We start from the raw sequence: 19,793 nt of genomic DNA, 5'->3' as shown, positions 1-19,793 counted from the left end.
ACCGGCCCCTGTCTGGCGTCGTCGGCGCTGATTCGACGGGCGATCGGAGTCTGACGTCCGCCACGCGAACCGCTACGCCGACGGCGCTACCGGACACACGTGCACGCGGACCGGACGCGCCGGATCGGCGCTGGCGTGCAGGCGTTCGTCCTCGGACGACGACAGCCGCGGGAACCCGCCGTCGGCGAGTGCGTCCGCGAGCGAATCCGCGGATCCGAGGTCGGCGACCGTCACCCGGATATCGATCACCGGTGGCGCCGACTGCCCGACGACGGCGGTCGGGCCGACGTGCTCGACCGCCGTCGCTCCGGCCCCGACCAGCGCCCATACGCGGTTCACGACGCGGCGTCCCAATACGGCCCACCAAGGGTCGTACTCCTGTGGCCGTGTCGGCAGCTCGGCACAGACGCGGCCGGCAACGTTGTCGCGCAACGGAATCAATCGCTCGTTCCAGACGCGCAGAGCCTGAGCCGCGAGCTCGTCCGGGGTCCCCGAGTTATCGAGCCAGATGTCGGCGACGTCTCGACGCTGGTCGTCCGTCGCCTGCGCCGCGATTCGGGACCGCGCGTCTTCGGGATCCATGCCGCGCAGGTTCACCAGGCGGTCCAGCCGGACGTCCGCATCCGCGTGCACCACGGCGACCACGTGATAGAACGGCGCCATGTTCCCTTCGACGAGGAGCGGGACGTCGTGAAGGATGATCGCGTCGGCGGGCGCCGCGTCGGTGAGCTCCTGGGTCCGCGCGCCGATCAATGGATGCGTGATCGAGTTCAGGAGCTTGCGACTGTCGTCGTCGACGAATGCACGCGCCGCGAGGGCCGGACGGTCGAGAGCGCCGTCGGCGTCGAGGATCTCCGGTCCGAAGGCGTCGACGAGCTGAGCCAGACCCGGCGTGCCGGGCTCCACCACCTCGCGGGCGATGCGGTCGGCGTCGACGTGATACGCGCCGTGTTCGATGAAGGTCTTGGCAACCGTCGATTTGCCGGCGCCGATGCCGCCGGTGAGTCCCACTCTGATCACGAGTCCCAGTGTGTCAGACCATCGGTCACCGCAACGTACGGCGTGATGGTTGAATCGGCGATATGCCGCCACTGTCGCATCGGAGTGTTCTGCCCGTCGTCGTAGTTCTCCTGATGATCGTCGAGGTGGTCGTGGTCGGCGTCGTGTTGTGGCCGCGCGGAGACGACGATCTCGAGTACGGGCCGGGACCGATTGCGCTGCAGTCCATGCCGTCGGCGCCGGGTGAACGGTGGAAGCTGACTGCGGAAGACGTCCTGGGAGCTGACGAACCCGCCGATGAACGTGCGTCGATCTCGATCAAGGCGCAGTCGGATGATGTGGTGGTGGTCGTCGGCGCTGCCGAGCCGCACGCGCGTACGACGACGTTGGCGGCGGTCGACGTGCAGTCGGGGAAGGTGCTGTGGAGTCGACGCGAGGCGGGTCACTGGGCCGACTGCGCCGTCGGAGACGGCCCGACGCTGGCATGTACGAAGAACGTCCGATTGAGCGGCGACGTCGTGGCTCGCGTCTCCTTCTTCGACCTGGCCTCGGGTGCCGAGCGCGTCGTGCAGACCGTCCGCGTCCACGGGACGCCCAGCATCGTGTCGGTCGATGACGGATTCGTCGTTGCGGTGCCCAGGGATTCAGGCGTCGGACTCCGCGAGGAGGGCCCGGTCCCCGACAGGGGTGCTGCCACCGTGGACCGGAGACCGTTGATCACGCGATTCGAGCCGACGGGGCAGCGTTCGTGGTCGGTCAACGGGTCGACCGGAGAGCGCACCGTGCGGTCGGTGATCGGCTCCAGGGTGATCGTGATGGAGTCCGACGACGGTGCCGTCTCCTTCTACCGGGCCGACACCGGCACCCTGGTCCACCGTGAACCGACGTCGATGGCCCCGAGCTGTGGCGCGCCGGACGAGGTCACCGGAATGATGGTGTGCACGTCGATCGTCGGGCAGCCGTCGAGACCGAACTACTTGCTCTATGAAGGTGGATTCGCGGTCGACCCGGCGGGCGGGAGTCCGGTGACCGTGACGTACGACGAGACCGGGCGGCGGACCGGTCGATTAATCGGGTGGCGGCTGGCCGAGGGCGCAGATTTTCCGCGCGAGCGACCGCTCGTCGACCCCGAGTCGATCCCCGTCGTCTCCGGGCGCAAGGTCGGCGTCGTCACCGCTGACACTGGCGCGCTGCGCTGGACCCGAGCGGTCACAGGCGACGGCATCGCAAAGGTCCGCGCCCTCGACGAACGACACGTGGCGGTCGGAACGAGCGAGTTCGGGCCCGGCGATGCGTACTCGGAGACCTGGCGGCTCATCGATGCCGCCACCGGCGAGTCCGGTGGAACCGTCACGTCGAACTTCGGGGCATGGCTGTTCGGGTTCGACGGTCGGCGACTGCTGTTCGCCGGCGACCCGGCTGAGCACCAGCGGCCCAATGCTCCACGACTGACGGCGTTCGACGGCGAGAACGGAAGCAGGCGGTGGACCATCGACCCGGCAGACCGGGATGCCGGTTGGCAGCAAGTCGGGCGCGTTCTCTACTCGGTCGGCTCGACCGGCTACGGACCCGGCTGGATCGCCCGCTACGCCTCCTGACCGGTGTCGCGCAATCGTGAACCGATCCGCCACGCGACCGGCGGGGCCGCGCCTCACCCGTAGAACGTCGCCGGATCCAGTGCGGACAGCGGCGTCCACGGGCCGATGCGGTCGTCCGCAGGCACCTCGCCGTCGAGAGCGTCGCCGAAGCCTCGCAGCGACAACGCCAGCCGGGGATCCTCGTCGACCAGGCGAATCGTCTCGTAGAGCAGCGCGAGGACGTGCACGCAGCGCGGTGACCGCGCGCGACACGAGCAGTCGACCACTGCGAGTTCCGGCGGTCGCGGGCCGAGTGCGGCGTGGACCTCGTCGGTCAACGCGGATGGGCCGGGTGTGGCACCGACCAGGTCAGCGACCGCACGCGCCGCGTCCCGTCCCATCGGAGCGAACTCGAGATACGCGACGGACGCCGCATCGCCTGCGACGACGGTGCCGCGGATCAGACGTCCCTCCACGTGCACGTCGTTCATCGCATTGCGCGCCATGCGCCTCGCTCTCGGCAGGGCGGGCTCCGGCCTGGTGACGTGGGTCGGCTCCGCGATCCGGAGGAAGTCCCGGCCCCAGACGGTGAATCCGAACTCTGTGCTACTGGTACTCATGCGGCCTCCTCTCGGTTCCGGCGCAGGACTTCGATCAGCCGTTCGTCGGAGAGCTCGGTGAGAACCGCGAGCGCGCCGGCGTCGGCGTCGAGGTCCAGCGCGGCCTTCTTCCGGTGCATCGTGGCAATGTGCTCCTCCAGCGTTCCGGCCGTGGTCAGCGTGGTGACGGTGACGATGCGATCCTGGCCGATCCGGTGCACCCGGTCGGTCGCCTGAGCTTCGACCGCGGGGTTCCACCATCGATCGAAGTGAACGACGTCGGCCGCGCGGGTGAGGGTGAGACCGGTGCCGGCGGCCTTGAGGCTCGCGACGAGAACGCCGCAACCCGCGCCCGACTGATACTCGTCGACGATCCGGTCGCGTTCAGTCCGCGTGAGCCCGCCGTGCAGGAAGGGAACCCGCGTTCCGAGGAGGTCGCCGAAATGAGCGGCGAGCAGTTCACCGGTCTGGCGGTACTGCGTGAACACGACGGTTGGCGAACCGTTCTCGACGTTGGTACCGACGATCTCCGCGGCGACGTCGAGCTTTCCCGAACGACCCTCCACACGACCGGTGACCGGTCCGGAAGCGATCAGACCCGGATGATTGCAGACCTGCTTGAGCCGGGTCAGGGCCGCCAGGATCGCGCCGCGTCGCGCCATCCCGGCTCCGAATCCCTCTGCCTCGGCGCGGTCGAGGATCGCGTCGTAGATCCTGCCCTGTTCCTCGGTGAGGTCGCACTGCACGTCCGTCTCGATCTTGGGTCCGAGGTTAGCGGCGACCTCGCTCTTGGTGCGTCGCAGAATGTGTCCCGAGATCGCATCGTGCAGACGGTGCTTGGCCGTGGCCGAGCCGTTCTGGATCGGCAGCGTGTAGCGGCGGCGGAAGAGCGCGCGGTTGCCGAAGGCGCTGGGCGCGACCAGGTTCAGCACCGACCAGAGTTCGTCGAGATTGTTCTCGATCGGCGTCCCGGTGAGCGCGATCCGTGCGTCGGCGGTGATCGCCCGCGCGGCGCGCGAGACCTGGGTCCGGCTGTTCTTGAGCGCCTGCGCTTCGTCGAATACGGCGGTGGCCCATCTCACTGCGGCGAGTGCGCCGGTGTGACGGCGAAGGGTGGGATACCCGGTCACGACAACGGTGCGGTCGCCGGGCGGTGGCAGTTCGCCACCGCGGAAGTCGGTGGCCTCCAGACCGGGAGTCCAGCGGCGTATCTCGCGAATCCAGTTCGTCACGAGGCCGGTGGGACACACCACCAGCGCCGGCCCGTGGCCGGCGCGGGCCAGGTGAGCGATGGTCTGCAACGTCTTGCCCAGCCCCATCTCGTCGGCGAGGATGCCGCAGCCCTCCGCGCATACCTCGGCGAGCCAGGTGACGCCGCGCAGCTGGTAGGCGCGCAGGTCCGCGGTGAGCAGGGGCCGGAGCGACTCGGCCGCGGCGAGGGTGTCGACGAAGACCGCACGAGCGTAGGCGGCCGAGGTCGCGGCGTCACCGGTCGCGTTCAGGACCGCGTGCGCGGCGGGAGGCAACTCGACGTCCGCGTCCGGGTCGGCAGCGATGCGCGACCAGGCCTGCGCCGACGGGGTCTGGCAGGCGGGCAGGCGGTCGGCGTCGACGATCCGGCAGGCGACGTTCGAGGGGACGAGGCCTGCCGTGGGCCCGTGCCCGGAGGGCAGCGGAATGCGAAGGGTATGCGTTCGCCCTGCGGACACCGAAGGCGCCCACAGTGCGAACGCATGCCGGTCGGTCAGATAGGTGGCGTGCAGGGGTACGTTCTGCCTGGTCAGAATGTCTCCTCCGAGAACCTGTGGGGATGGCGTACGATGTACGGAACTGATACCGTACGCCTTACGGAGAGGATTGTCGAGGATGGCGGACGAGACCGAGAACGTGCGGCGCACCGTCGAACTGCTGTGGCGGGCACCGAGTGATGTTCAGGTCCGGCCGGGACCGCGGCAGCGCACCACCGTTGAGGCGGTGGTGCGGGCGGCGGTGGCGATCGCCGATGCGAACGGGCTGGCGCAGCTGTCGATGCGGGTGCTCGCCGCGGACGTCGGACTCAAGCCGATGGGGCTCTACACGTATGTGCCGAACCGGGAGATTCTGCTGGCTCTGATGGTCGACGCGGTGGCGGTCGAAGACACCGCGATCGACACGAGCGCGACTATCGACGCAGTGCTGCGGGCGGTTGCCGATCAGTACCGTGACGAGATCCTCCGGCATCCGTGGCTGCTCGACGTCCCTGCGTGGCGCCCGGTCCCGGGACCGGGCTCCTCGCATAGATACGAGGTCCAGCTCTCCGCCGTCGCGGCGGCCGGGGCCAGGTCGGGGAAGCACTTCGGCGATGTGGAGCTGGACGCGGTGATCGCTTCGCTGCGAGCCTTCGCCATCGGCAATGCCCGCTCGCGGATCGACCAGATGGTGACGTACGCGAACTCGGGAATGACCGACGAACAGTGGTGGGAGACGGCCGGGCCATTGCTCGCCGATGCGATGCCCGAGGGGCGGTATCCGATCTCGTCCCGGGTCGGCACCGCCGTGGGCGAGGAGTTCGCCGGCCCGGGAAACGCCGACCACGCATACGAGTTCGGCCTCACCCGACTGATCGCCGGCATCATCCGCGGATGAGTGCGGGTGCGCGATCGGTCGGATGAGGCCGGTGCCGGGACGGGCTACTTCCAGCCGTACCCGTCGCCCTGAATCTCGGCGCAGAAGCCGATCCGGCGCGCCGGATCGGTCTGCACCTCGTAGGTGAACGCCTTCTGCTTCTCGGAATCGGTGCAGTTCGGCACGTTCGCGGACTCGGCCCGCTCGGTGATCTTGTATCGGGCGGTCAGGCTCGACGAGGGCGTCGAACAGGCGACGGTCTTGAGGTCGGCGCCGATCGAGATGGTCGATTCCTCGTAGCACGTGCCCACCCGGTAGTTCGGGATCAGGCACATCACCTTGTCTGCTGCGCCGGTGCCGTATTCGTACACGTAGTAGTTGTAGTGGCCGGCTTCGCATGCCGCCTGGGAGTCCAGTTTGGCGCCGACGATGTACGAGACCGAGCTCGTGTCGGCGCAGTCGATGGCGGCGGTCGTCACATCGGTGGTCGATCCGTCCACCGTGATGCACGAACCGATGGGGCTCGAGTCGACGCTCGTCCCGCTGTCCTTGTCCTTCAGGATCGTCGCAGCTACGGCTCCGGCGATCACCACTGCGAGGAGGATGACGGCGACGATGACGACGCGTCGGATCCCGTTCTTCTTCGGCGGCGGCGGCGGATAGCCCGGCGTGCCGGGGACGGGAGCGAACCCGCCGACGGGCGCTTGCGGCTGCGGGTAAGGCTGTCCGTACTGAGGATACGGTTGAGGCTGAGGTTCGGGCTGCGGATACGGCGCAGGTTGTCGGCCGGCCGGCTCGGGCTGGTGGGGCGGGGTGGGAGGCGTCATCGACGGCGGACTTCCTGTGAGGCAGATGAGAACCGTAGGGGAGTCTGTCACACGTTCGCCCGATACCGGCGATCAGGCTCGATCGAGCCATTCGAGTGGTGTACCCGCCTGCGCGTCGAGCCACGACTGCACATCTCCCGAGGTCGTCGCGCCGATCAGCGCCGTCGTCGCGATCCGCACGGCGTCTTCGGCCTGTGCGGTGGTCAGGAACCCGGCGGCATGCGCGTCGAACAATTCGTCCACGTCGATCAGCGCGAGCGGTTCGCCCGGAACGTCTACGAGATCCAGATACCAGTCGACCGCGTGCCAGCGGCTCGCCTCGTCGGGACCGGAGAACTCGCCGATATCGAGATACAGGCGTTGCCCCGGGCGGTGGCCGGCCACGAAGTGGAAGATGTTGGCGCGCAGTCCGAGAGACGGCAGCAGCCAGCTCTCCAGATGAGTGAAGCGCGGATGGTCGGCGGTGCGCGACATGTACAGCCCGAAGTCGGTGACGCGGTAGTCGAGCACCTCGCGCACGACGCCCTTGTTATCGGTGTTCGTCATCGCGGGGACGTCGAAGACCTCGCGCTTGGGCGGATGCAGATCGGCCATGCGCCCAGCTTGTCACAGCGACGGACGGCCGGCGGTGCGGAACGGCGTCATCGTGCGATGAGCACCATCGGGCCGAGGAACTCGCACGCGGTCAGCGCCAACCCCACGTCTAGCCGGTCGTGGTCCGGCCCGACGGTCGCCAGCGCCTTGTCGATGCGGTACTTGACGCTGTTCCGGTGGAGGCTGAGCCGTTCGGCGGTCCGCACGTGACTGTCGCCCGTCGCGAGAAAGACGGCCAGGGTCTCCCGCAGCGACGCGGCCGACGGGCTGTCTTCCGCTAGGTCGCCGAGGACTTCGCGGACCCACGGCCGCGTGTGCTCGATGTCGCGTTCCAGCATCGCCGCCAGCGCGATCCCGCGATCCCCGAAGCCGGTCACCTGGCCGGTCGGGCTGTCCGGCAGATGCGCGACGGTGAATGCGGCGCGCGACTGCTCGTGACTCCGGCAGAATCCGGCGGTCCCCGGCGCAGCGTCGCCGAACGCCATCCGCACACCCTCCGGCAGTGAGGCGGTCCGCAGGGCGGCGACGGCGTCCACGCCGCGCGCACGGTCCGCCAGGGGCACCCACGCCCAGAGGGTGGAGGCGTCGACCGGAGCGATGAGCGCCGGTGCCGCCGACCCGATTCCGGCGAAGACTCGGCGCGCCACCCGATCGAGGTCCGCCAGTTCCAGGGACGCGCGTTCGGTGAGCCACAGGATGATCGCGCGATGCACCCGATCGAGGCGGTAACCGGTCTCGCGTTCGAATGTGGCCGCGCCGGCTTCGGGAGCCGCGAGGAGATTGTGCACCGTCGAGGACAGAACGGTGCCCTGCGTCCCGATCCACCTGCGCCGTTCGTCCTCGTACACTTCGAACACCGCGGCGGTGATCCAGTCGATGTAGCGATACAGCACGGTCGAGACGTACTCGGTCAGCTCGACGGTCTCGGCCGCACCCAGGTGCTGGTCGGCGATGAGTCGGTAGCAGCGCTGCTGAACCAGGTTCTGGCCCATGTGGTAGGCCCGGACCAGCGCGTTCGACGGAATGTCGCGCTGAGCCAGACGCAGCGCGTATTCGACGGCCGCGGTCGGCGGCTGCAGATGAGCCAGCGGAATGTCGTTGGTCAGGATGTGGACGATGTTGGTCACGTTGGCGTGGACACTGGCCTCGAGCATCTCGACCAGCACCGGATCGGTGTCGAGCGGTGCGATCCCGCGCGCCAGTGCCTCGGCGACGACGTCCGAGAGTGCCAGGTGTCCGGCGCCGAGCGCTCGGCCGACCTCCGCGGCCCGGGCACGGACGATCTCGGTCACCGTCGTCGCCCGTCGCCCGCCCGTCGCAGATGCCGCAACGCCGACCCGGCCGCGTGATAGCCGCACAGACCGTGGACGCCGGGGCCGGGCGGTGTGGACTGCGAGCACAGGAACACCCCGTCCACACCGGTCGAGTACGGATCCAACGCTGCCCTGGGACGAAACAGGAGCTGCAGGCCGTCATTGGCCCCGCCCATGATGTCGCCTTCGGCGTAATTACGGTTGTACGCGGCCATCTGGGGGACCGTCGTGGTCTTCATGTCCACAATGGTGTCGCGGAATCCGGGCGCGAACCGCTCGATCTGCGAGATCACTTGCTGCGTCGCGTCGCCGGAGTAACCGGCCGGAACGTGCGCGTACGACCAGATCGGATTGATCCCCGCCGAACTGCGCGTCGGATCGGCGATGTATTGCTGTCCGACCAGGACGAACGGCCGGTCGGGCAGGACTCCCCGGTCACGGAGCTTCTCGGCGCGCCTGATCTCCTCGAAGGTCCCGCCCAGATGGACCGTGCCCGCACGTCCGCAGTCCTTATCGCGCCACGGGATGTCGCCGCGAATCGCGAAATCGACCTTGAACGCGGCGGCACCGACCCGGTACCTGCGGTAAGCGCGCCGGATACGCGGCGGCATCCGGTCTCCGTAGAGCCGTTCGGCCTGTGCGGGAGAGAGGTCTAGCAGCACGACATCGGCGGCGGGGATCTGATCGCGGGACGTGATGGTGACACCGGTCTCGATCGTGCCGCCGTGATCGGCCAGGGCGGCCGCGACCGCGGCGATGATGGAGCCGGAGCCGCCTTCGGCCACCGGCCAGCCGTATCGGTGCCCGCTCGCAGCGATCATCAAGCCCAGCGAGGCGGTCAGCGGTCGGTCGAAGTCGGTGTACACGTGGGCGGCGATGCCGCCGTAGAGTGCACGCCCGGCGGGGGTGCGAAACAGCCTGGCCATCACTGACACCGGGAGCAGCGCCCGCGGGCCGAAGGCCGCGAGTTCGAACGGGTGGACGGGTGCATGGGCGATCGGCCGCAGCAGATCGTGTCCGAGATCGTCGAAGTTCCTGGCGAGATCCCCGAGGGCGGCGCGCCAACGGCGCCCGTCGGCGCCCAGCCCGTCCGCGGTCTCGGTGATCGACCGGAACAGCAGCGCGGTCTCACCGGAGTCGAGGGGATGGGCGCAGTCGATCTCGGGCCGGCGCCATCGTAAGCCGTAGCGGCCGAGATCGATCTCCCTCCAGAACGGCGAACCCACCCCCATCGGATGAAACGCCGAGCACAGGTCGTGGATCACACCCGGCACCAGCGACTCCGCCGAGCGAGCACCCCCGCCGACGGTGTCCGCGGCTTCGAGAACCTGGACCTTCACGCCGTTGCGTGCGAGCTGCAGCCCGGCGGCGAGCCCGTTGGGCCCGCCGCCGACGATGACCGCGGTGGACATCAGACGGTCTCCGCCGCAGGCGTATCCGTCTCCGCCGGCGTGTCCGTCTTCGCGACTGTCTCCGTCTCCGTCGAAGTGCGGGGTCCGGCTTGATGATTCACGGTCTCAGCCTGGTCGACGCTGGTATAGGCGTCAATGCCCGGATGCGGGCTCGCGAACTCGCGACGCCAGGTCACCTCCACCGGGATCGGGCCGTGCGGCAGCCACGGCTGTTCGTTCACCGCGTCGCGGACCCGCCACCGGCCGCGCTCCACGACACCGAGTGCGGCGTCGATGATCAGATAGTCCTGGGTTCCACGGTGGATGGGCTGGGACTCGGCCCACACCACGGTGAACTCGCCCGGTGCGAATCCACAGCGACGTTGCAGGGCGGCGATCATCTTGGTGTCGTGGAGATGGCCGTCACCGAAGTTGAACGCGACCAGCGAGTTGCAGGAGAACTCGGCTTCGCGCAGGTCGTAGGTGTTCATCCGGTCGTCGCCGAGATGCCGCTGCATCAGCGACAGCAGGCCGCGGCCCTGGCTGTGCATCGATCGCCAGGCGAGCATCTGGTGCATCACCACGTCGGCGACCTCGTCCGGGAACGTCGCCGTGAGCTGCGTCTTCGTGTTGAGCGAGGAGCGCACCACGTGGCGGTTGAGCTTCTCCTCGGCGCCGGGCGCGAAGGCCCAGGTGGCCGCCGCCCAGTTGCCTGCGTACTGCCGCATCGACGGGAGGAAGGAGACGAGGTCGGGGCGCAGATTGCCGAGGACCGGGAATACCAGCAGCGCCACCGCGATCAGCACGATCAGCCAGGGTGAGCCGGTGTCGGACAGGGCGTAGCCGTCCCATGCCGGAAAGCCGAGGAACAGGAAGACCGCGCTGTAGGCGAAGAGGATGTTCCACTCGAGCGGGACCGCCAGCGGGAACGTCGAGAAGATGAACAGATGGAAGCAGACCATCAGGACCACGGCCGCCGCGGTGAGTGTCCGATCGGCTGAGAACAGCAGGACCAGGGGAGTGGCGATCTCGACGACGGTGCCGAGTACGTGGCCGAGCAACCCGGCGATCTTCGACGGACGCAGGTCGTCGGGGAACGAGCGATAGTTGAGGCGTTTGACCGACTTCAGGGCGAGCCACGGCGTGTTCGACATCATCGGCCCGATCACCATGGAGAAGTGCTTGCCCATCTTCGAGACGCCGGCACCGACCCACACCACCACGATGAGCAGTTTGAGCGCGAGGATCATGTCGACGAAGGGCAGGAAGGCGAAGAAGGCCACCGCAGGCAGATACTGCTCTGATCGCGCCGCGATGAACGGCACCTTGTCCCGCAGCCCCAGGATCACCATCATCGCGAGGTAGGGATAGAGCACGGCCGGATCCACGAGACCGTGATTGCCCGGCACCAGAGCGTCGAGCCGGCTCCCGTGCACGGTGGGCAGGAACAGTGCCACGACGAGGTTCACGACGATCGCCGCGTAGAGCGCGACGTCGAAGAGGGTTCGGGAGTCACCCTTGGTGAAGGGAACTCTGTCCGGCCACGGTGGCAGCCGGATGGTCCGGGGCCGGAGCCAGAACAGCGCGCCGCCGGTCATCGGCTTGAAGTGCCCGGCCAGCGGTCCCCACGAGCCGCCGACGCCCAGCGTCTCGACGAGGAGTGTCCAGAGGACCAGCTTCTGATACACCACCGGCTGGTTCCACCACTCCGAGACGGCCAGCGGCGAGTGGCCCGAGCTCAGCGTGGCGATCGTGACGCCGACACCGATGTAGAGGATGAGGACTTTGGCGAGGTAGATGAGGTGAACCGCCTTCTGCGTACCGAAGCCGTACTCGGCCCAGTGCGTGCTGAGCACGCGCAGGCGGTCCAGCAGCGGTCGCCGGCGGAAGGTCGCCGGATCGACCGGCGGGAAGTCGGGTTGCGTGAGACCCATGGTTGGTCACTCCAATCGTGTAGGGAGAGAGCGGAGAGCAGGTGTCGCCGGACAGGGGGTATCGCGCCGCGGCGTGCGCGGCGTGCGGGAAGTCGGGGTGCGAGAGCGTCAGCCGGAGACGAGCCCGCGACGGAGGGCGGGCTTGTCGATCTTGCCGACCGGGTTGCGGGGGAGTTCGGTGACGATGTGGACGGCGTCGGGGAGTTTGACCCGCGCCAGCCGCCGGGCGAGGTGCGCGGTGATCTCATGGGAGTCCACGGTGGCGCCGGGATGGCGGACGACGTAGGCGACAGGCACTTCTCCGTACAGGCTGTCCGGTGCGCCGACGACGGCGCACTCGAGGACGTCCGGGTGCGTCGCGAGCGCCGCCTCGATCTCCTTCGGATACAGGTTCTCGCCGCCGCGGATGATCATGTCCTTGATGCGGTCGACCACGGTGAGGTAGCCGTCGGCGTCGAGGCGTCCGACGTCACCGGTGTGCAGCCGCCCGTCGACGAGGACGTCAGCGGTCGCGCCGGGCCGGCCGAGGTAGCCGAGCATCACCGCCGGACCGCTGATCACGATCTCGCCCGTCTCGCCTGCGGGCAGCTCGCGGCCCTCGGCGTCCACGACGGCGATCGTCTGGCCCGGCAGGGCGGGTCCCACCGTGCCGAGCCGGCGTTCGCCGCGCAGCGGATTGCAGGCGCTGGCGCATGTGGCTTCGGTGAGTCCGTAGCCCTCGAGGATCGGGAACGCGAACCGCGACTGGACCAGCGTGAGGAGCTCTCGCGAGATCGGAGCCGCACCGCAGATCGCGACTCGGATCGAGGACATGTCGGCGTCGGCGGAGTCGGAGGAGGACGCGAGGAGCGCGTAGACGGTGGGGACACCGGAGAAGTACGTGGGCCGCAGGCGACGCACGTCGTCGAAGAACCTGCTCACGGAGAACCGTCCGGTGATGCTGACCTGAGCGCCTGCGAGGAACGGTGAGAGGACGGACACGCAGATCGCGTTCACGTGGAAGAGCGGCAGGATGAGGAGGGCGTGATCGGCGGCCGTCAGTTCCAGCAACCGCACCATCGACGTCGCTATGAAGTGCAGGTTGGCGTGGGTCAGCTGCACGCCCTTGGGGCGCCCGGTGGACCCGGATGTGTAGATCAGCAGGGCCACCGCATCACGCGGCGGGGCCGCAGGCGCGATCCACCCGGAACTCGGTTCGAGGGCGAGGTCCTCCACGTCGAGGACGGGCCGGTCGCCGACGGCACGGTCGGCGACCACGACTCTCGCGCCGGCATCGTCGAGCTGATGGGTGGACTCCTCGTCGGTGAACGCCGGATTGACCGGCGTCGCGGTCGCGCCGAGCCGCCACGCGGCGGCCATCACCACGATCAGTTCCGCACGATTCGGCAGCATCGCGGCCACGACGTCGCCCGCGACGACGCCGCGTGCGGCGAGTTGTTCTGCGCAAGCGTCGACCCGAGTCGCGAACGCCGCATACGAGTATTCGTGGCGGTCGTCTCGAATGCACGGTGCCTCGCCTCGAACGGCATTGTCCCAGGGGAAGTACGACGCGGTCGGAGTCACGGTGGGTCACCTTTCATTGATGTTGTGAGAGACAACACTAGAAAGGTGTTCGTGGGCGGGCTACGGCCTGCGAAGCCAGAATTCGCGGCGGTGATTGTGCACTGAGCACAAGGCCCGCGGCGTCACTCCCGGATGATGTTGGAACCGTCGACTCGCACCGAGACCTTGCTGAGCGGCCGGTCGGCGGGACCGTTCGCGACGGTGCCGTCGAGGTGGAACTTACTGCCGTGGCACGGGCAGTCGATGGTGCCGTCGCTGACTCCGGAGAGGGTGCAGCCCGCATGCGTGCACGTAGCGGTGAACGCTTGGTAGTCGCCCGCTCTCGGCTGGGTGATCACCACGTCACCGGCGATCACCCCACCGCCGACGGGGACGTCGGAGACGGTGGCCAGCGTGCCGGCCGGGGCTCCGGACGGCGGGGTCACGCCCGCGGGAGCGGACTCGCGCGAACCGCACGCGCTCAGCGCGACGCCGAGAGTCAGGGCTCCGGCGGTGGCACCCGCGCCCGCGACAAAGGTCCGGCGCGAGACGCCCGCGGGGCTGGTTGAGGTCGGGGTGTCGGAAGACATGGCTGGTCGGTCCCTTCGGTAGCGAGTCGATGCGGATTCATCATCGCGCAGCCCGAGTGCCGGTGCGGTCAGACGCCGCGGATGGTTCCGTCGTCGTCGACGGAGAAGGCCGGGTTCCATACGAAGTCCCACCGGAAGCCGTCCGGGTCGGCGACGCATGCGCTGGTGCCGCCCCACTCCTGAGCCGTCGGCGGGTTGATCGCTGACGCGCCGGCGGCGACGGCCGCGTCGAACATGCGCCGCACGGTGGCGGCGTCGCCGACGTTGTGTCCGAGCGACATCGGCGGGGCGAGCTCGCCGTGACCCACAGCGCCGTACTCGCCGGGCATGGAGGAGACGTTCCACAGTGCGAGCATCAAGCCGGGGCCGATCTGCAGGAACGTGATCTCGCCGGGGATCGAGTTCAGGACGCGGAAGCCGAGTCCATCGGCATAGAACGTCGTCGACCGCTCGACGTCGCGGACGCCGAGAGTGATCGCGCTGACGGGAGGTGGAACGGCGGGAACTGTCATGGCGACCTCCGAGGACCGATTGGCTGTACGGCGATTCTGCACCAGGGGTCGGACATCGACTACCCCTCCAGGGCGCCCTCGTTTCGATCCGGCCCATGTCAGACCACGCGTCTACCCTGGTGTCATGGCATTCCCAGCGGAGAAACCGGTGATCGCGCACTCGGAGTTCCGGCCGATCGGAGAGATCGAGCGTACCGACGCGAAGTTCGAGGTCGTCAGCGAATACGAGCCGGCGGGCGACCAGCCGACCGCGATCGCAGACCTGGAGCGACGGCTCAAGGCCGGTGAACGCGACATCGTCCTGCTCGGTGCCACCGGCACGGGCAAGTCGGCGACCACCGCGTGGCTCATCGAGCGCGTGCAGCGGCCCACCCTGGTAATGGCGCCCAACAAGACGCTTGCCGCTCAGCTCGCGAACGAGTTGCGAGAGATGTTGCCGCACAACGCCGTCGAGTACTTCGTCTCGTACTACGACTACTACCAGCCCGAGGCGTACATCGCGCAGACGGACACCTACATCGAGAAGGACAGCTCGATCAACGACGACGTGGAGCGGCTCCGGCACGCGGCCACGTCGAGTCTGCTGTCGCGCCGAGACGTGGTGGTGGTCGCGTCCGTGTCCTGCATCTACGGCCTGGGGACGCCGCAGTCGTACCTCGACCGCTCGGTGGAACTGTCTGTCGGCGACTCGATCGACCGCGACGCGCTGCTGCGGCTGCTGGTCGACGTCCAGTACACGCGGAACGACGTCGCGTTCACCCGTGGCGGGTTCCGCGTACGGGGCGATACCGTCGAGATCATCCCCTCGTATGAGGAACTCGCGGTCCGGATCGAGTTCTTCGGCGACGAGGTCGACGCGCTCTATTATCTGCATCCGCTGACCGGTGAGGTGGTGCGCAAGGTCGACTCGCTGAGGATCTTTCCCGCGACCCACTACGTCGCCGGTCCGGAACGGATGGCGGTCGCGATGGCGAGCATCGAGAAGGAACTCGAGGAGCGGCTCGCCGACCTCGAGGCCAAGGGCAAGCTGCTCGAAGCGCAACGACTGCGGATGCGGACCACGTACGACCTCGAGATGATGCGTCAGGTCGGCTTCTGCTCGGGTATCGAGAACTACTCGCGCCATATCGACGGCCGCGGACCGGGGACCGCCCCGGCGACCCTGCTCGACTACTTCCCGGACGACTTCCTCCTGGTGATCGACGAGTCTCATGTGACTGTCCCGCAGATCGGCGCGATGTATGAGGGCGACATGTCCCGCAAGCGCAATCTGGTCGAATACGGGTTCCGTCTGCCGTCCGCCGTCGACAACCGTCCGCTCACGTGGGACGAGTTCGTCGACCGAGTCGGACAGACCGTGTATCTGTCCGCCACGCCGGGACCCTACGAGCTCGGCCAGTCCGGAGGCGAGTTCGTCGAGCAGGTCATCCGACCGACCGGCCTGCTCGATCCGCAGATCGTGGTGAAGCCGACCAAGGGACAGATCGACGATCTGGTGCACGAGATCCGCGAACGCACCGACCGCCAGGAACGGGTGCTGGTCACCACCCTCACCAAGAAGATGGCCGAAGACCTCACCGACTACCTGCTCGAACTCGGCATCCGGGTGCGCTACCTGCATTCGGAGGTCGACACCCTCAGGCGCGTGGAGTTGCTCAGACAGCTGCGCACCGGTGAATACGACGTGCTCGTCGGCATCAACCTGCTCCGTGAGGGCCTCGACCTTCCGGAGGTCTCGTTGGTCGCGATTCTCGACGCGGACAAGGAGGGCTTCCTACGCAGCACCACATCGCTGATCCAGACCATCGGTCGCGCCGCCCGAAACGTCTCGGGCGAGGTCCACATGTACGCCGACAAGATCACCGATTCGATGGCGAATGCGATCGAGGAGACCGACCGGCGTCGTGCCAAGCAGATCGCCTACAACGAGGAGAAGGGGGTCGACCCGCAGCCGCTGCGGAAGAAGATCGCCGACATCCTCGACCAGGTGTACGCGGAGGCCGAGGACGCGGTGGAGATCGGCGGCTCAGGACGCAACGCCAGTCGAGGGCGACGCGCGCAGGGCGAAGTGTCGAAGGTCGCAACCTCGGGGGTCATCGAGAATCGGGACACATCGGCCATGCCCCGCGCGGAACTGGCCGATCTGGTGCAACAACTCACCGAGCAGATGATGAATGCGGCCCGTGATCTGCAGTTCGAGTTGGCGGCACGCCTGCGTGACGAGATCGCAGATCTCAAGAAGGAACTGCGCGGAATGGACGCCGCAGGGATCAAGTGACGCAGATCCGCGGTGAGTCAAGGTATGTTCATGACCGGTAAGGCATTCCGAGGCCGGATGCGGAGATCGTTCACATATCGGCCCCACGTCGCTTCTGGAGGGAAAGACAGGCATGAGCGGTTACACCACAGTCGTGGTCGGCACGGACGGCTCGGAGTCGTCGATGAAGGCAGTCGAGCGTGCTGGAGCGATCGCCGGGGACGCAACCGTCGTCATCGCGTGCGCGTACTTCCCGAACGACGGGAAGGCGGCCGCCGCCGCGTCGGACACGCTGCGTGACGAGGCGTACCAGGTGATGGGATCGTCGCCGACCGAGGAGATCCTCCGCACCGCGAAGGAGCGGGCCGTCAAGGCCGGTGCCACCAAGGTGGTCCAGCGTGCGGTGCAGGGCGCCCCGGTCGACGCGCTTCTGCAGCTCGTCGTCGACGTGCAGGCGGATCTGCTGGTGGTCGGCAACAAGGGCCTGAACTCGATCGCCGGCCGCCTGCTGGGTTCGGTCCCGGCCGACGTCGCGCGCAAGGCCGCCTGCGATGTCCTGATCGTCCACACCACGTAGACCGGCACGACGCGGGGCGATTCGTATCGACCGCCACGGTCAACCGGAGCCCGGCCGAACCGCCTCACGCGGCTCGGCCGGGCTCCGTTCTCGTCATTCGTGCGGGAGGTCGTCCGGGAGGTCGGCGAGGTCGGGCGGCAGGGCGCGCGCGTGTACCACCACCAGACGCTGGGTGGCTCGGGTGAGCGCCACGTACAGGTCGTTGTATCCGCGCGGCGACTCCGCGATCAGGTCGGCGGGCTCGAGCAGGATCACGTTGTCGAACTCCAGACCCTTCGCCGCGGTGATCGCGTGCACCGTGGCCCGATCGCCGGGCGACGCGAGTGCGCGGACGTCCTCGGCGGTGCCGTCCGAGGCGATGATCGTGGTGAGGCCGGGCCAGCGGGAGCCCTCCGCGAGCGCGACTGCCGCGGCGGCGGCATCGTCGGATCGGATCGCGTATGGCTCGATCCCGTTGGAGCGCAACGACTCCGGCGGTGCTTGATCCGGATTGATCCAGTTCAGAACACGGTTGGCGTACCGCGTGATCTCCGACGGAGTGCGATAGTTGACGGTCAGTTCGTGCAATCGCCAGCGGTCGGCGACGTAGGGTTCGAAGACCTCGCGCCACGAATCGGCGCCCGCGGCATCGCCCGTCTGGGCGGTGTCGCCGATGACGGTCATCCAGCGATTGGGGATCCGCCGCATCACCATTCGCCACGCCATCGAGGAGAGTTCCTGCGCCTCGTCGACGATGACGTGCCCGAAGGTCCAGGTCCGGTCGTCGTGGGCCCGCTCGGCGGTGGTCCGGCTCGTGGTGTGCACCTGCCGTTCGGCCAGTTGCTCGGCGTCGATCAGGTCGTACGCCATCAGGATCTCGGGGTCGAGGTCGTCCTCCAGATCCTGCGGTGCCGAACCGGTCAGGATGTCGAGGGCGTCCTGGGCTTCGGCGAGCCGTTGCCGCCACTGCGCGCGTTGGACCTGTTCGGCCTCGTCGGTACGGTATCCGATCAGTTCCGCGAGTTCGTCGAGCAGCGGGACGTCGGCGGGAGAGAAGTCGGCGCCGTCGCGCAGGGGATGCGCATCGCGACGGAGTGCGTCGCGTTCCTCGTCGGTCCAACCGCGCGTCGACTTCCGCAGGAGTGCGGGGTCGTCGTAGAGCTCGCGGAGAACCCCTTGCGGTGTCAAGGCAGGCCAGAACTCGCCGAGCGCCTGGACGACGTGGGGATCGGACTCCAGCTCCCGGCGGATGTCCTCCAGATCGGCGCTGGTGAGCAGTTGGCTGCCGTCCAGCGGGTCCGCTCCCACCTGGCGGGCGTGCACCTCTGCGAGTTCGTCGAGCGCCGCCCGCAGGAATGCGCGCTGCGCGAGATTGTGGGCCCGTCGCGTGGACCGCGCGTGCGCCCGCGCAGCCTTGACCACCTCGGCGTCGATCGGCAGCTCATAGCCGTCGAACGGGACGGTGACACCGCGGCCGGGGAGCGCCTGTTTGGCGCGGACCGCGGCGCGGAGCACGTTCAGCATCCGCTGGTCGCCTTTCAGCGCGGTTGCGGTGCGGGAGTCTCTGGCCCGCGCGCGCACATCGGGGAACAGGTCTCCGATGGTGGAGAGCAGGACTCCCGTCTCGCCGAGCGAGGGAAGAACCTGGCCGATGTACTGAAGGAAATCGGCGTTCGGCCCGATGATGAGCACACCGCTGCGCGAGAGCATATCGCGGTAGGTGTACAGCAGGTATGCGGCGCGGTGCAGCGCTACCGCGGTCTTACCGGTGCCCGGCCCGCCCTGGACCACCGTGACGCCGCGATGCGTGGAGCGGATGATCTCGTCCTGCTCGCGCTGGATCGTCTCGACGATGTCGGTCATCTCGCCCGTGCGAGCGGCGTTGAGAGCGTCCACCAGGGCCGCCTCGTTGACGACGTTGCCGCCGAGCTCGGCGCCGTCGGAGCTCGTCTCGATGCGGCCGGATGCGAGGTACTCGTCGGACACGGATCGGACCGCACGCGACCGCGTCCGGATGTGCCTGCGGCGTTCCACGTCTTCCGGTGACGCGGGGGTCGCGAGATAGAAGGGCCGGGCCAGTGGGGCGCGCCAGTCGAGGAGCAGCGTCGTGTCCTGCTCGTCGTCGTCGAGGATTCCGATCCGGCCGATGCGCCGGACGGTGTCGGTGTCGGTGCCGTCGGTCATGTCGAGCCGACCGAAGTACAGGTTGTGTTCGGCGGCGTCGATCTTGACCAGGTCCTCCTGGTACATCCGTTCGTACGACTCGCGTTCGGAGAGCGCCTGCGGTGTGCCCGCCGACTCGCGGAGAGTCTCGCTCAGCCTGCGCTTGGCGTTGGCACGCATGCGGTCGAGCCGGCCGTACACCGCATCCAGATGGACTTGCTCCTGCGCGAGTCGCGGATCGGATGCGGTGTCGGCCGGCGTGGGGTCGGAGGGCACGGAACGGGGGTGTGGCGCTGTCACAGTCGTTCCATGTTACCGGGATCTGCCCAGAAGGG

Annotated in this window: 16 protein-coding genes; 4 read left to right on the top strand and 12 right to left on the bottom strand. The window is 68.3% G+C overall.

Features of this window, described 5'->3' with window-relative positions:
- Positions 1 to 72: 72 nt before the first annotated feature.
- Positions 73 to 1,020, bottom strand: coding sequence for a dephospho-CoA kinase (gene coaE, locus ABFX36_RS13225; protein ID WP_197462943.1), 948 nt, complete (start codon positions 1,018 to 1,020; stop codon positions 73 to 75).
- Between the two features lie 62 nt (positions 1,021 to 1,082).
- Between coaE and ABFX36_RS13220 the strand changes: the two genes are divergently transcribed.
- Positions 1,083 to 2,597 (top strand): outer membrane protein assembly factor BamB family protein, encoded by a 1,515-nt coding sequence (locus tag ABFX36_RS13220; RefSeq protein ID WP_062367748.1) that lies wholly within the window; start codon positions 1,083 to 1,085, stop codon positions 2,595 to 2,597.
- A 53-nt stretch (positions 2,598 to 2,650) separates the two neighbouring features.
- Here the strand turns inward: ABFX36_RS13220 and ABFX36_RS13215 are convergent, their stop codons facing one another.
- Positions 2,651 to 3,196 (bottom strand): SWIM zinc finger family protein, encoded by a 546-nt coding sequence (locus tag ABFX36_RS13215; RefSeq protein ID WP_006895437.1) that lies wholly within the window; start codon positions 3,194 to 3,196, stop codon positions 2,651 to 2,653.
- Positions 3,193 to 4,884, bottom strand: a complete 1,692-nt coding sequence (locus ABFX36_RS13210) for a DEAD/DEAH box helicase (RefSeq protein ID WP_346076714.1) — start codon at positions 4,882 to 4,884, stop codon at positions 3,193 to 3,195. The genes ABFX36_RS13215 and ABFX36_RS13210 overlap by 4 nt, the downstream gene beginning before the upstream one ends.
- A 157-nt stretch (positions 4,885 to 5,041) precedes the next feature.
- Between ABFX36_RS13210 and ABFX36_RS13205 the strand changes: the two genes are divergently transcribed.
- A complete protein-coding gene (locus tag ABFX36_RS13205; RefSeq protein WP_062367750.1) occupies positions 5,042 to 5,800 on the top strand; it encodes a TetR/AcrR family transcriptional regulator C-terminal domain-containing protein in 759 nt (252 codons plus the stop codon).
- Between the two features lie 44 nt (positions 5,801 to 5,844).
- On the opposite strand, the gene ABFX36_RS13200 is transcribed toward ABFX36_RS13205, so the two are convergent.
- The 8 genes from ABFX36_RS13200 to ABFX36_RS13165 form a co-directional block, all read right to left on the bottom strand.
- Entirely contained in the window at positions 5,845 to 6,606 is a 762-nt protein-coding gene (locus ABFX36_RS13200) for an LppU/SCO3897 family protein (RefSeq protein ID WP_062367751.1), read from the bottom strand.
- 72 nt (positions 6,607 to 6,678) lie between these two features.
- Entirely contained in the window at positions 6,679 to 7,200 is a 522-nt protein-coding gene (locus tag ABFX36_RS13195) for a ribonuclease FAU-1 family protein (protein WP_062367752.1), read from the bottom strand.
- A gap of 47 nt (positions 7,201 to 7,247) precedes the next feature.
- Positions 7,248 to 8,492 carry a PucR family transcriptional regulator gene (locus tag ABFX36_RS13190; RefSeq protein ID WP_062367753.1) on the bottom strand — a complete coding sequence of 415 codons (1,245 nt, stop codon included), beginning with the start codon at positions 8,490 to 8,492 and terminating at the stop codon, positions 7,248 to 7,250.
- A complete protein-coding gene (locus ABFX36_RS13185; RefSeq protein ID WP_062367754.1) occupies positions 8,489 to 9,925 on the bottom strand; it encodes a phytoene desaturase family protein in 1,437 nt (478 codons plus the stop codon). Before ABFX36_RS13185 ends, ABFX36_RS13190 begins: the two co-directional genes overlap by 4 nt.
- Positions 9,925 to 11,838, bottom strand: a complete 1,914-nt coding sequence (locus tag ABFX36_RS13180; RefSeq protein ID WP_062367755.1) for a DUF3556 domain-containing protein — start codon at positions 11,836 to 11,838, stop codon at positions 9,925 to 9,927. The genes ABFX36_RS13185 and ABFX36_RS13180 overlap by 1 nt, the downstream gene beginning before the upstream one ends.
- 108 nt (positions 11,839 to 11,946) lie before the next feature.
- Positions 11,947 to 13,401 carry a class I adenylate-forming enzyme family protein gene (locus ABFX36_RS13175; protein ID WP_062367756.1) on the bottom strand — a complete coding sequence of 485 codons (1,455 nt, stop codon included), beginning with the start codon at positions 13,399 to 13,401 and terminating at the stop codon, positions 11,947 to 11,949.
- A gap of 122 nt (positions 13,402 to 13,523) precedes the next feature.
- On the bottom strand, positions 13,524 to 13,970 hold the full coding sequence (locus tag ABFX36_RS13170) for a QcrA and Rieske domain-containing protein (RefSeq protein WP_062367757.1): 447 nt from the start codon (positions 13,968 to 13,970) through the stop codon (positions 13,524 to 13,526).
- A gap of 68 nt (positions 13,971 to 14,038) precedes the next feature.
- Positions 14,039 to 14,482: a VOC family protein gene (locus ABFX36_RS13165; RefSeq protein ID WP_062367758.1), complete on the bottom strand. Its 444-nt coding sequence runs from the start codon at positions 14,480 to 14,482 to the stop codon at positions 14,039 to 14,041.
- A 124-nt stretch (positions 14,483 to 14,606) separates the two neighbouring features.
- Here ABFX36_RS13165 and uvrB point away from each other — a divergent pair, with 124 nt between their 5' ends.
- The gene (gene uvrB / locus ABFX36_RS13160) at positions 14,607 to 16,760 is read left to right on the top strand and encodes an excinuclease ABC subunit UvrB (RefSeq protein WP_039867008.1); all 2,154 of its coding nucleotides are present in this window, start codon (positions 14,607 to 14,609) and stop codon (positions 16,758 to 16,760) included.
- A 112-nt stretch (positions 16,761 to 16,872) separates the two neighbouring features.
- On the top strand, positions 16,873 to 17,316 hold the full coding sequence (locus tag ABFX36_RS13155) for a universal stress protein (protein WP_006895453.1): 444 nt from the start codon (positions 16,873 to 16,875) through the stop codon (positions 17,314 to 17,316).
- 93 nt (positions 17,317 to 17,409) lie between these two features.
- Here ABFX36_RS13155 and ABFX36_RS13150 read toward each other — a convergent pair whose 3' ends face one another.
- Complete coding sequence (locus tag ABFX36_RS13150; protein WP_039867009.1) at positions 17,410 to 19,734, bottom strand: HelD family protein; 2,325 nt, start codon at positions 19,732 to 19,734, stop codon at positions 17,410 to 17,412.
- Positions 19,735 to 19,793: the final 59 nt, after the last annotated feature.

This window comes from Gordonia cholesterolivorans (assembly GCF_039531975.1).
GTDB classification, from domain to species: Bacteria; Actinomycetota; Actinomycetes; order Mycobacteriales; family Mycobacteriaceae; genus Gordonia; species Gordonia sihwensis.
Note: the sequence above shows the minus strand (reverse complement) of the source record. Positions and strands in the feature narration are given on the sequence as shown.